Source organism: Sphingomonas sp. IC4-52 (assembly GCF_020707225.1).
Taxonomy (GTDB): domain Bacteria; phylum Pseudomonadota; class Alphaproteobacteria; order Sphingomonadales; family Sphingomonadaceae; genus Sphingomonas.
Genome location: NZ_JAJFEU010000001.1, coordinates 269,216 through 282,240, shown reverse-complemented (window position 1 = coordinate 282,240; position 13,025 = coordinate 269,216). Strand labels below are relative to the sequence as shown.

Sequence of the window (13,025 nt, the reverse complement as noted above, 5' to 3'; positions counted from 1 at the left end):
CTCTCCCCCTTGTTATGGTGTCTGGGTAGCGCAACCGATCAGGCCTGCAAGCGGCAGAATGATGGTGTCGTCGCCAGGACGATCCAGGCGCAGGGATCCTTGGTCGATAACGGCGCCCTGCGTCAGGTCACGCCGGTTCTGGACAGCTAGGTCGAGTGTCGCAGACATGCCCGCGCCCTGGTAGGTGGTGGTCGCCGCAAAGCCGTAGCCGGCGCTCCCGATCTGCGTGCTTCTGGCAAGATCAGCCGGCACACCATTGACTGCTATTCTCAGCGCACCGGCTTCGGCGCTCGCCATCGCGACAAGCGTGCGGGTCTTGCCGGTGCTGAAGAGATAAGCGGCGCATCCGCGAGCCGGAAGCGACTGCGGCGGCAAGCCCCCAAGCGGCAGGCCGTCGATCGACGGCGGCGTCGTTGGCAGGTCGGCAGCCGCGAGCGCGAGGAGCAACGCCATCATAAGCCGAGATGTATCATGAGGAGCAACGCCGGGTAAGCCGCCACGGCAAGATACGCGCCAAAGGGCACCGCATCGTCCCGTTCTACGCTGACTCCGCGAAGGAGACGCACGGCAACCACGCCAAGGCCGATCATCGCAGCAATCAACAGCACGGCCGGAAGCAGCCGCCATCCAAGCCAGAGGCCGATCGCGCCGAACAGCTTCGGGTCCGCGCCGCCAAGCCCTTCCCGCCCCCTCACACGACGATAGGCGAAGCCGATCAGCCAGAGTGAGGCGAAGCCCGCCACGCCGCCGATGAGACGGTCTGTCAGGGCGGGCGGCAGCATCGAACTGGCGAGAAGGCCAGCGGCGGCGAGTGTTCCGACGAGAGGGTCCGGGATCCACAACTCGGTGGCATCGAGCGCGGCGACGAGCACGAGTAGCCAGCCGAATATCGCGACGATCAATCCCGTGAAGCCGCTGGCCACCGCGCCCGCCAGCAAGCCCGCCGCTGCGCAGGCAATCTCGACCCGCGCATGGGTTGGGTCGATCGGCGCCGAGCAACAGCGTGCCCGTCCTTTGAGGAGGACTGCGCTCGCGATCGGGATCAGGTCACGCGCCGCCACCGGCTGGCCGCATCCGTCGCAAGTAGAGCGGCCGGTGAGCGACGACCGACCAGCGGGCCACCGCACCGCCACCGTCGCGAGAAAACTGCCGAAAATGGCGCCGAGAACGGAGAGCGCGAGCGGCCAAAAAAGATCAGACACCCTTTTTACGTATCAGATAGCGATAGACGCCGAACAGATTGATCCCGAACAGCACCGCATTCTGCGTGCCGAGCGCCCAGTCATCGGTCAGGGTGGCGCCGCTGATCCAGCAGATCGACGATCCCACGAACAGCACGAAGCCCCAGCCCGTAACGCGTCGGCCGAGGTCTAGGGATACCATGAAGGCTGCGATCATTCCGCTGATTGAAGCGGACCATTTGAGCACGTCGATGAGTGTGTCCATCGTCGCCCAACGCCGATCAGGGGCCTTTGTATTCGCGATTGTTCGTGACTAGATCGGGGCCAACACGATTTCCCGCGGAGCAGCATCGAAATGGCCACCGACCCCGTTGTTATCCTTTCCTACGCCCGTACGCCGATGGGCGGCATGCAGGGCGCGCTTGCCGACGTCTCCGCAACCGATCTTGGCGCGACGGCGGTAAGGGCGGCAGTCGAGCGCGCCGGGGTTGATGGGGCTGAGATCGAGCGCATTTACATGGGCTGCGTCCTGCCGGCCGGCTTGGGCCAGGCTCCCGCGCGTCAGGCGGCGATCAAGGCCGGGTTGCCGAAGTCCGTTGAAGCCACCACCGTGAACAAGGTTTGCGGTTCCGGCATGCAGACCGTGATCATGGGTGCGGAAGCGATCGCGGCGGGATCTGCCGACCTGATCGTGGCAGGCGGCATGGAGAGCATGACCAACGCGCCGTACATCCTCAAGAAGCATCGTTCGGGCGCGCGGATTGGTCATGACACTGCTTACGACCACATGTTCCTGGACGGGCTCGAAGATGCGTACGAGCAGGGCCGCGCCATGGGCACGTTCGCCCAGGACACCGCCAATGAGTATCAACTCACCCGTCAGGCACAGGACGATTATTCGATCGAATCGCTGCGCCGCGCTCAGGAGGCGATCAAGTCCGGCGCGTTTGCTGAGGAAATCGTTCCTGTCACCGTGGCCACGCGCAAGGGCGAAGTGGTGGTGGACACCGACGAGCAGCCTGGCCGCGGAATGCCGGACAAGATCCCGTCGCTGAAGCCAGCGTTTGCGAAGGATGGGACCATCACGGCTGCGACCAGCTCGTCAATCTCGGACGGTGCCGCTGCGCTGGTGCTGACAAAGGCCAGCGTCGCCGAGGCGAAGGGCCAGAAGCCGGTGGCACGTATCGTCGCCCACTCGGCCCACGCGCAGGAACCAGCTGCCTTCACCACGGCGCCGGTGGGTGCGATCGAGAAGCTGTTGAAGAAGGCCGGCTGGGCCATCGATGACGTCGACCTGTTCGAGATCAACGAGGCGTTCGCTTGCGTTGCGATGTTCGCTATGCGCGACCTCGGCATTCCACACGAGAAGATCAACGTTCACGGCGGCGCCACCGCGCTCGGCCACCCGATCGGCGCTTCTGGCGCGCGCATCATCACCACGTTGATCGCCGCGCTCAAGCACCGCGGCAAGAAGCGCGGCGTGGCAAGCCTGTGCATCGGCGGGGGTGAGGCCACGGCGATTGCTGTCGAGCTAGTCTGAACCGTGGGGGCGGATCACGAAAAGGAGGATCACGACCTCCAGGTTGCGCTGGTCCGCTACCAAGGCTGGGCCGCGACGGCGGGCGCACGGGCCGTTGTGATTTTCGAGGGCCGCGATACGGCGGGCAAGGATGGCGCCATCCGCGCCATCACTCGCCATCTCGCGGTCCGGCAGACGAGGGTCGTCGCGCTGCCGAAACCAACGGAGCACGAACGGTCACAGTGGTTTTTCCAGCGGTATGTCGCGCACCTGCCTGCTGCGGGCGAACTCGTGATCTTCAATCGCAGTTGGTACAATCGTGCCGGTGTCGAGGTGGTGAACGGCTTCTCCTCGCCTGAAGCGCAGGCGCGCTTCCTTGAGGATGTTCCCGGTTTTGAAGCGATGCTGCTTGCCGACGGGATCAAGGTCATCAAGCTGTGGCTCGACATCTCGCGCGATGAACAGGCTGCCCGGCTGGAGTCCCGCCGAAGTGATCCGTTGAAGGCCCTGAAGATTTCGCCGCTGGATGCCGTGGCGCAGCAAAAGTGGGATGCCTACACCGCCGCTCGCGACACGATGTTGACCCGTACGAGTACGCCGGTTGCGCCGTGGATCTGCGTTCGTGCCGACCACAAGAAACGCGCACGGCGGGCGATCATCCAGCATCTCTTGCGTGAACTGGCGCCTGAGGAAATCGGCGGCTTGATCCCGGCACCGGATCCCGACACGCTCTTCCTTTTCGAAGCGTCGGCGATTGGTGACGGCCGGCTGGAGCGATAGCTCACGACAGGCGCCGTCGCACAAAAATCGGGGCTACCTCTCCCTCCGGCACTAAGTCATAATGCGTTCTAAGAAAATAGAACGAGGAGAGGCGAATGACACTCGAGTCGCAGGCTCTGCACAGCGCGCCCGACAGCCAGTTCAATTTTGATCCCAAGGCGCTGAAAGCCAAGTATCTTTCCGAGCGGGACAAGCGACTGCGCGCCGACGCGAACGAGCAATATGTCGAGATGACGGGCAAGTTCGCCCACTATCTCGAGGATCCCTACATAGAGCAGCCGATCGAACGCGCGCCCCTGAGCGACGAAAAGGACGTCGTGGTGATCGGCGGCGGGTTTGGTGGTCTGCTCGCCGGTGCCAAGCTGCGCGAGGCCGGTGTCAACGATATTCGCATCATCGAAAAGGGCGGCGAGTTCGGCGGAACCTGGTATTGGAACCGCTATCCTGGCGCAGCCTGCGACATCGAAAGTTACGTCTACCTTCCGCTGCTCGAAGAAACGGGCTTCATGCCCGAGCGCAAGTACAGCCAGGGCCCCGAGATCCGCGCCTATTCACGTCGCATTGCGGAACGGTTCGACCTTTACCGGGACGTCCTGTTCCAGACCGAAGTCACCGACATGGCTTGGGACGAAGAGCAACGTCGGTGGACGGTGTTCACCAACCGCGGTGATGCGATCCGCGCTCGCTTCGTCGTAATGGCAAATGGCCCCCTGCACCGCCCCAAGCTCCCGGGCATTCCGGGCATCGAGGAGTTTCAGGGCCACACCTTCCATACGAGCCGCTGGGACTATGCCTACACCGGCGGTGATCAGAACGGTGGTCTGGACAGGCTTGGCGACAAGGTCGTCGGGATCATCGGCACAGGGGCCACGGCGGTCCAATGCGTTCCTCATCTTGGGGCAAGCGCCAAGGAGCTCTTCGTCTTCCAGCGTACGCCCTCATCGATCGACGTGCGCGGCGATCGTCCAACGGACCGGCAATGGGCTCAGTCCCTCACTCCCGGTTGGCACCGCCACCGGATGGAGAACTTCAACACGCTGGTGTCGGGCGGCTGGGCTGAGGAAGACCTGGTAAACGACGGATGGACCGACATCATCCGCAACCTTGGCATGATCGCCCGCATGAAGGCCGTAAAGGCCGGTGCCGAGAATCCAGACGAATTGGTGCAGCTCGCCGACTTTCAAAAAATGGAATCGATCCGCTCGCGCGTGGATCAGGTGGTGAATGACAAGGCGACCGCCGACGCTCTCAAGCCCTGGTACAACCAGTTCTGCAAGCGGCCGTGCTTCCACGACGATTATCTGGCGACCTTCAACAGGCCGAACGTTAAGCTCGTGGATACGCAGGGCAAAGGCGTCCAGCAGATCACACGCGATGGCGTGGTCGTCGCGGGCAAGGAATACAAGCTCGACTGCCTGATCTTCGGCACCGGCTTTGAAGTCGGCACCAGCTATGCTCGCCGTGCGGGTTACGACGTGCGCGGCCTGGGCGGACGGACACTCGAAGAAAAGTGGGCTGACGGCGGCCGCACGCTGCACGGCATGACCGTCAACGGCTTCCCGAACATGTTCATCTTCTCGGTTGTTCAATCAGGCTTCACCGCCAATTACCCCCACGCCCTTCTCGAGCAGGCCGGACATGCCGCGCACATCATCGGGGAGGCGATGCGGTCGCAGAAGTCTCGCGTGGAGCCGAGCGAAGAAGCGGAGGAGGCCTGGACACAAGAAGTCCTGTCGGCCGTGCTGGACCGGCGCAAGTTCCTCGAGGAATGCACGCCCGGCTATTACAATGGCGAGGGACAGCTGAGTCCCAAGGCGGCCAGCTTCTCCAGTTACGGCAAGGGGCCCAATGCCTTCTTCAACATCATCAAGGAGTGGCGGGAGGAAGGGAGCATGAAGGGTTTGAACCTCGCCTGAGGCTTGCTCCGAACCGAACTGACGGCGCGCCGGCGCCCGAACCACCGGTGTCGAGAGGCATGGCAGCGCTAAATCTCTCGACATTGGTCGGCGCGGGCGAGATGGCTACGGCATAACCATAGCCTTCAAGAGGAGCTGCCATGACTGACTTGCCTGAAACATACCGTCGCCTTGTGTCGACCGTGACCGCCGAGGGGCAGGTAAGGCTCTCGTTGCAGGACGTGCCGGTACCGACGCTGAACGATGAGGACGTTCTTGTTCGCGTTGAGGCAACGCCGATCAACCCCTCCGATCTTGCCGTCCTCCTGGCGCTAACCGACGGAACGGAGTTCACGCGGGAGGGCAACTCTGCCAGCGCACCGCTCAACCCCGCGGTTCAGCGTGCACTCTCCCCCCGCGCGGGAGTTGACGTTCCTGTCGGCAACGAAGGCGCAGGTCAGGTGGTCGCTGCTGGCGCCTCCCCTTCCGCGCAAGCGCTTCTGGGCAAGACCGTCGCGCTCGCCGGCGGTGGCTTCTACGCGCAATATCGCAAGGTACGCGCCGCCGATTGCATGATCGTTCCGGAAGGCACCAGCGCGGAAGAGGCAGCATCGTCCTACGTTAATCCGCTCACCGCACTTGGCATGGTGGGCACGATGAAGCGTGAGGGATACCAGGGCCTGGTGCACACCGCCGCTGCGTCAAACCTTGGCCAGATGCTCGTCAAGCTTTGCGCGGCAGACGGCGTTCCGCTCGTCAACATCGTCCGCAGCGAGGCGCAGGCGCAGCTGTTGCGTGACCTTGGCGCGCAGCACGTCGTTGACATGACGGCGGACGATTTCCTTCCCAAGCTGATTGACGCCATCGCTGCGACCAACGCCTTCCTCGCCTTTGACGCGGTCGGCGGCGGGAAGCTGGCCGGGCAGATCCTGACCGCCATGGAACAGGCTGCACTCCGCACGCAGCGCGCGGACGGGCCGTACGGGTCACGTCAGATGAAGCAGGTCTATCTCTATGGCGGCCTGTCCCCTGCCCCGACCGAATTCAATCGCGGGTTCGGCATGCGCTGGCGCATGGGCGGCTGGCTGCTGACCTACTTCCTCGAGGACATTGGCGCGGGCGCAGCAAAGGAGCTTCGCGATCGCGTCGCGCGTGAGCTGAAGACGACGTTCGCCAGCAAGTACACCAAGCGTATTGCCTTGGCCGAGATGCTCGATCCTGCGACCATCGCCGCTTACGGAAAGCGAGCGACCGGGGAGAAGTATCTGGTAGTGCCCCAGGCATGATCTCGGCCCTCGCTCCGGGATCACTCCCGGGGCGAGGGCGACAGGTCAACGCTCCGGTTGACCCGATCAATCCGGACCTCCGCACCGCCCGGTATCTGCATGACAAAGCCATGGGCGCGTTCCCAGTCTTCCGCCATCATCGCGCCGCCATCGAGGGTCGACCAATGAAGGTCGTGGCGGATCTCCGGGGCGCCGATCGCCGGATGGGCGCGCCGCCAAGCAGCCAGAGACGCCACATAGGCTTCCAGCGCATGATCCCGCCTATCCCAATCTAGCCAGCTGATCTCGTTGTCCTGCGCGTAGGCATTATTGTTGCCCGCCTGGGTGCGTCCGAACTCATCGCCCGCGGTCAGCATGATCGTACCGCGAGCGGCAAAAAGACTGGCCAGCAACGCGCGCACGTCTTCAGGCGCGCCGCGTCCCTCATTCCCGGCGTTCCAGCTCACTTCATCCGCATGACCGTCGCGGTTTTGCTCGCCATTGGCGTGATTGTGCCGGGACCGGTACGAGACCGCGTCCGCGAGCGTGAAGCCGTCATGCGCGGCGACAAAGTTCACGCTGCGCGTTCGCTCCTCGCCGAAAACGTCTGTGGATCCGGCCAGGCGGGTGGCAATCGCTCCGGCGGCGCCATCCCCGCGCCAGAACCGGCGCACATCGTCTCGGAAGCGATCATTCCATTCGAGCCAGTCTGACGGGAATGCGCCGAGTTGGTACCCACCGGGGCCAACGTCCCACGGCTCGGCAATCATGATGCGATCGGCCAGAAGTGGATCGGCACGCAGCTCAGAAAAGATCGGGGCTTGGGGATCAAAGCCCGGTGAACGCGCCACGATCGGCGCGAGATCGAACCGGAAGCCGTCCACACCCGCCTGACTGACGAAATGCCGTAAAGTTCGGAGCGTCATAGCTCGAACCCAGGGGTTCCCGAAGTCCAGCGTATTGCCGGTGCCAGCATCATTGATGAGAACGCCGGTCTCGGAACGCGCATAGACGTCGTTATCCAGCCCTCGAAACGAGAGCGTTGGACCCGCCAGGTCGCTTTCCCCGGTGTGATTGAACACCAGATCCAGGATCGTGCCGATACCGGCCTGCCGCAGCGCTTCCACTGTGGCCCGCAATTCCTCGATCCCGCCGGGGCACAGGCGCGGATCAAGTGCCATCGGCACAACCGGATTATAGCCCCACGCATTACTGAGGCCCAGCGGCGGCAGATGGCGCTCATCGATCCAGGCAACGATCGGCATCAACTCAACGGCATCAACACCGATGCGGGTCAGGTGGTCCAAGATCGACCGATGAGCTAGCGCAGCGACGGTGCCGCGCATCTCGCTCGGAATGTCCGGATGCCGCATGGTGAACGCGCGAACGTTCACCTCATAGATGAGGCCACCGGCCTTGAAGACGGGCTCTCGCGCGTGCAGCGGAGGTAGTGACCTCGTCAGAACAGCCTTCGGAACGAGGGCTGCCGTATCAAACCCCGGCTCGCTCAACCTGGGATCATAAGTGAATGGCGCGTCGAGGTGCGTCGCGTTCGGATCCAGCAGCAGCTTCGACGGGTCGAATGGGTGAGACCCAGCGGCGCGGAACCCATAGCGGGCACCTTCACGAACCCGCGCTTCACAGAACCACTCATCACCGTTCCGCGACATCAACCGGCGACTTTCCACCTCACCGTCAAAGAGGCAGAGCCAGACGTGAGTGGCGCGGGGCGACCGAACCTGAAATCGGTGCTCGAACATCGGAGAAGGGTCCGCTTTGGATAGCACGTCAAGACGCATGAACGACATCAAACATGCTGCCCCACGCGTGCGCAACCGGACGACCAGGGCTCGTCGAGGTCCAAGCCATGATCGACTGGGCTCAGGTAATCACGTCAGGCTGACGGCGGCCGGTATGCCGAACAATGCCGGCGATCGTGTCTGCCGCCGCGACAATCTCGGCGAGCATCTCCGTGGTGTTCGCATCCAGACGGCCCCCGACCGGTTCATATCGTTCGAGATAAACCCGTAGGGTCGCGCCCGAAGTCCCCGTCCCGGAGAGCCGGAACACTACTCTGCTGCCTCCGGCGAAAAGCACACGGATGCCCTGATTGCTGCTGACGGAGTCATCGGTCGGGTCATGGTAGGCAAAGTCATCCGCCGCCTCGACGGTCAACGTGCCGAAGACCTGCCCCGGCAGCTCACCCAGCTTGCCGCGCAATTCGGACATGAGCGCATCCGCCGCCGCACTCTCGACACCCTCATAATCATGGCGTGCGTAGAAGTTGCGGCCGTATTGGGCCCAATGCTCCTGTGCGATCTGCATCACAGTTTTGCCGGTTGCGGCAAGGATGTTGAGCCATAGCAGCACCGCCCAAAGGCCATCCTTTTCCCGGACGTGATCGGATCCGGTGCCGGCGCTCTCTTCACCGCAGATCGTCACCTCGCCGGCATCGAGCAAATTACCAAAGAACTTCCAACCCGTAGGCGTTTCATACGCCCGGATCCCCAGCGCCGCAGCCACCCGGTCCGCCGCCGCGCTGGTCGGCATTGAGCGAGCGATGCCTTTCAGGCCCCCGGCATAGGCCGGAGCGAGATGAGCATTGGCGGCCAGCATCGCCAAGCTGTCGGACGGTGTAATGAATATTCCGCGCCCGATGATCAGGTTGCGATCGCCGTCGCCATCCGACGCCGCGCCAAAATCCGGTGCGTCGGGCGACATCATCAGGTCGGAGAGTTCACGCGCGTGAACTAGGTTCGGGTCGGGATGATGACCTCCGAAATCCTCCAGAGGCGTACCGTTACGAACCGTGCCGGCGCAGAACCCAAGCCGTCGCTCCAGGATCTCCTTTGCGTAAGGGCCGGTCACCGCACTCATGGCGTCGAACGCCATCGTGAGGCCAGCACCACGGATGGCGGTGAAATCGAACAACTTCTCCATCAGGTCTGCGTAGGCAGCGACCGGATCGACAATCTCGACCGTCATTCCCGCAAGCTGCTGGGTGCCCAGCCGATCCAGGTCGATCCCTTCATCTGGGGCAATACAATATTGGCCGATCGAACGCGTCCGCGCGTAGATCGCGTCCGTCACCTTCTCCGGCGCTGGCCCGCCATTTGCGGCATTGTACTTGATCCCGAAGTCCTCGTCGGGCCCGCCTGGATTGTGGCTTGCCGACAGCACCAGCCCGCCGATCGCGCCCAACTGGCGGATCATATTGGAGGCGGCCGGCGTGGACAGGATGCCGCCCTGCCCCACCACCACGCGCGCAAAGCCGTTCGCCGCGGCCATGCGGATCGCCTTGCCGATCACCTCGCGGTTCAGGAAGCGGCCGTCCCCTCCCACGACCAGGGTAGCCCCGTTCTTGTTCTCCACCACATCGAACACCGATTGGATGAAGTTTTCGGCATAATGTGGCTGTTGGAAAACCTTCACCTTCTTGCGCAGGCCCGACGTGCCGGGCTTCTGGTCAGCAAAGGGCGTGGTCGTCACTGTCTCGATCATGTGTTGATCAATCCCCGATAGAGCGCAGCATAAGCAGCCCCGCTCCTCCCCCATGAAAAGTCGGCTTTCATGCCGCAGCGCTGAAGGCAGAGCCAACGCGCACGATCGGCATAAAGCTCGCAGGCACGTCGGAGCGCATGCAAGAGGCCGTCGCGCGACACCTCGCCGAACTGAACGCCAGTGGCGACTTGCGCATCGACGGCGGCAATGTTGGCATCAATGATCGTGTCTGCGAGGCCACCGGTGCGCGCGACAATGGGCACGCAACCATAAGCAAGCCCATATAGCTGGGTCAGGCCACATGGCTCGAACCGCGACGGGATGACGATGGCATCTGCCCCGCCTTGCAGAAGGTGGGAGAGCGGCTCGTCATAACCGATCCTGACCCCGATCCGCCCGGGATAACGCTCGGCCGCTCGGACGAACGCCTCTTCCAAGCCTGCGTCGCCTGAACCGAGCATCGCGAGTCTTCCGCCCATCTGCACCAGCTCGTCAACGCACTCGGCGAGCACGTCCATGCCCTTCTGCCAGGTCAGGCGGCTTACCACCGTGAAGATCGGCCCGTCGCCCGGCTCAAGCGAAAACTCGTGCTCTACCGCCCGCTTGTTTGTGGCCCGCCGTGCCAACGTCCTGGGGGAGTAGCGGACCGGCAATGCGACATCATGTTCCGGGCTCCAGATCGCCCGATCTATTCCGTTCACGATTCCCGAAACGCTTTTCGCCCGCTGCGCGATCAGGCCTTCCAGCCCCATGCCAAACTCCGGGCGCAGGATTTCCTGAGCATAGGTCGGGCTGACCGTCGTCACCGCATCTGCAGCCTGAAGGCCCGCCTTCAGGTACCCCACGCCGCCATAATATTCGACGCCATCGATCGACCAGGCCTCTTGGGGCAGGCCCAGATCGGCAAAGATCTCTCGCCCGAACCGCCCTTGGAAAGCGATGTTGTGGATCGTCACCACCGATTTGGTCGGCGACGCGCCATAGCGAAGATAGGCCGGGGCCAGGGCCGCCTGCCAGTCATGAGCGTGAAGGATGTCGAACGACAATCCCTTCACGTTGCCACTGGCAATATCGGCCGCTGCGCGCGCCAGGGCGGCAAAGCGGCGCCAGTTGTCGGGCCAATCTGCGCCGCTCCGATCACCATAAAGTCCGCCGTCGCGTTCGAAGAATGCAGGCGCATCCAGTGCGAGCAGCGGATGGCCGCCGATCTCTCCGCGAAGCAAGCGGGCCGGGCCACCGCCCAGCAGATCACGCCAACTATGGACCGCACGCCCGGCTGTCGCGTTCAGAACCGCCGGAACCCCGGGGAGCAGCGTCGTGGTTGCGATGCCATGGGTCGTCAGTGCCTGAGGAAGCGCGCCCACAACATCCGCCAAGCCGCCGGTCTTGACGAGCGGATATGCTTCGGACGCAACGGAGAGGACCTTCATCCCCTCCCCCCGCATGCGAGGCATATGGCCGGCTCGTCAACAGCGCGCGCCGGATGGCTACTCAGCCGCGCCGCCGCTCCGTGCCCGTTCGTTCCGGCCTTCCAGCGCACGTAGCGCGTCGCGGACACGCTCATACAAGCCGATCGATCATCGGCTTCGTTATAAGGCAGATCCCCTCTTCCGTCCGGCGGAAGCGGCGCGCATCGAGGGCTGGATCGTCTCCGACTACGAGACCGTCGGGGATCTGAACCCCGCGATCGATCACTACCTTCCTGAGACGAGCGCCCCGCCCGACTTTCACATAGGGCAGCACCACGGCCTCATCGAGCATGGCAAAGCTGTGCGTGCGCACCCCGGTGAAGAGCAGCGAACGGTAGATCGAAGACCCGGAAACGATGCAATCCCCTGACACCAGGCTCGCGACGGCGGACCCGCGGCGGCCGTCGATATCGTGGACGAACTTGGCTGGAGGTGTCAGCTCCGAATAGGTCGAGATCGGCCAGGATCGATCGTAAAGGTCGAGCGCCGGGACAACATCGGTAAGGTCGATGTTCGCTTTCCAATAAGCGTCCACCGTGCCGACGTCGCGCCAATAAGCCGAGGCTTCGTTGGAGGAGCGAACGCACGAGGTGCTGAACTGATGGGCGACGGCCTTGCCGTTCTTCACCAGCCACGGGACGATGTCGCGCCCGAAATCGCGGTTCGATCCGGGGGTTTCGGCATCTCGCCTCAGCTGGTCGATCAGCAAGGAAGTCTTGAAGACGTAGATGCCCATGGAGGCGAGTGCGACATCGGGTTTGCCGGGCATCGCCGGGGGGTCAGCCGGCTTCTCCACGAATTCAATGATCCGGCCGGTCTCGTCGACATGCATGACGCCGAAGGCCACCGCTTCCATTCGCGGCACTTCCATACACGCCACGGTAACATCGGCTTCCTGCTCGCAATGCTGCTGCAGCATCAGCTCGTAATCCATCTTGTAGATGTGATCACCAGCCAGGATCACCATATATTCCGGATCGTAGCTTTCGATGATGTCGATGTTCTGGAAAACGGCGTCGGCAGTGCCTTCATACCATTGGAATTCGCTGACGCGCTGGGACGCCGGCAGAATGTCAAAGCTCTCGTTGCGCTCCGGCCGCAGGAAATTCCATCCGCGCTGCAAATGGCGGATCAATGAATGGGCCTTGTACTGCGTCGCAACGCCAATGCGGCGGATGCCGGAGTTGATGGCATTCGACAGCGCGAAATCGATGATGCGGCTCTTGCCCCCGAAATACACCGCCGGCTTTGCGCGCGTATCGGTCAGCTCCGCCAGGCGGCTGCCTCGCCCGCCAGCCAGCACATAGGCCATGGCGTCTCGCGCAAGCGGCTGTCCCTTCCGGTGTTCCATCCTCGTTTCCTTCTCCCCTCGGCGCGAGAGGGCTTTGGGGAGGCCGCCCTCCCGACGTGTTATC

General features: G+C 63.3%; 11 protein-coding genes. 4 read left to right on the top strand and 7 right to left on the bottom strand.

Annotation, left to right across the window (positions count from 1 at the left end):
* Positions 1-12 precede the first annotated feature (12 nt).
* From LK535_RS01270 to LK535_RS01260, 3 genes are read right to left on the bottom strand one after another with little or no spacing between them, the layout of a single operon-like run.
* Positions 13-456 (bottom strand): hypothetical protein, encoded by a 444-nt coding sequence (locus tag LK535_RS01270; protein WP_227770091.1) that lies wholly within the window; start codon positions 454-456, stop codon positions 13-15.
* A complete protein-coding gene (locus LK535_RS01265; protein ID WP_227770090.1) occupies positions 453-1,202 on the bottom strand; it encodes a prepilin peptidase in 750 nt (249 codons plus the stop codon). Before LK535_RS01265 ends, LK535_RS01270 begins: the two co-directional genes overlap by 4 nt.
* Entirely contained in the window at positions 1,195-1,446 is a 252-nt protein-coding gene (locus LK535_RS01260) for a hypothetical protein (RefSeq protein WP_227770089.1), read from the bottom strand. The genes LK535_RS01265 and LK535_RS01260 overlap by 8 nt, the downstream gene beginning before the upstream one ends.
* A 90-nt stretch (positions 1,447-1,536) precedes the next feature.
* Between LK535_RS01260 and LK535_RS01255 the strand changes: the two genes are divergently transcribed.
* From LK535_RS01255 to LK535_RS01240, 4 genes are all read left to right on the top strand, one after another.
* Positions 1,537-2,721, top strand: coding sequence for an acetyl-CoA C-acyltransferase (locus LK535_RS01255; protein ID WP_227770088.1), 1,185 nt, complete (start codon positions 1,537-1,539; stop codon positions 2,719-2,721).
* Positions 2,722-2,724: 3 nt separating this feature from the next.
* Positions 2,725-3,480: a polyphosphate kinase 2 gene (ppk2, locus tag LK535_RS01250; RefSeq protein WP_227770087.1), complete on the top strand. Its 756-nt coding sequence runs from the start codon at positions 2,725-2,727 to the stop codon at positions 3,478-3,480.
* A 95-nt stretch (positions 3,481-3,575) separates the two neighbouring features.
* Positions 3,576-5,396: a flavin-containing monooxygenase gene (locus LK535_RS01245; RefSeq protein ID WP_227770086.1), complete on the top strand. Its 1,821-nt coding sequence runs from the start codon at positions 3,576-3,578 to the stop codon at positions 5,394-5,396.
* Positions 5,397-5,536: 140 nt separating this feature from the next.
* Positions 5,537-6,661, top strand: coding sequence for a zinc-binding dehydrogenase (locus LK535_RS01240; RefSeq protein WP_227770085.1), 1,125 nt, complete (start codon positions 5,537-5,539; stop codon positions 6,659-6,661).
* Between the two features lie 20 nt (positions 6,662-6,681).
* Here the strand turns inward: LK535_RS01240 and LK535_RS01235 are convergent, their stop codons facing one another.
* The 4 genes from LK535_RS01235 to glgC form a co-directional block, all read right to left on the bottom strand.
* Positions 6,682-8,400, bottom strand: coding sequence for a glycogen debranching protein (locus LK535_RS01235; protein WP_227770084.1), 1,719 nt, complete (start codon positions 8,398-8,400; stop codon positions 6,682-6,684).
* Positions 8,401-8,521: 121 nt separating this feature from the next.
* Positions 8,522-10,141: an alpha-D-glucose phosphate-specific phosphoglucomutase gene (locus LK535_RS01230; protein ID WP_227770083.1), complete on the bottom strand. Its 1,620-nt coding sequence runs from the start codon at positions 10,139-10,141 to the stop codon at positions 8,522-8,524.
* Complete coding sequence (gene glgA, locus LK535_RS01225; RefSeq protein WP_227770082.1) at positions 10,138-11,571, bottom strand: glycogen synthase GlgA; 1,434 nt, start codon at positions 11,569-11,571, stop codon at positions 10,138-10,140. The genes LK535_RS01230 and glgA overlap by 4 nt, the downstream gene beginning before the upstream one ends.
* 130 nt (positions 11,572-11,701) lie before the next feature.
* Positions 11,702-12,961, bottom strand: coding sequence for a glucose-1-phosphate adenylyltransferase (gene glgC / locus LK535_RS01220; RefSeq protein ID WP_227770081.1), 1,260 nt, complete (start codon positions 12,959-12,961; stop codon positions 11,702-11,704).
* Positions 12,962-13,025: the final 64 nt, after the last annotated feature.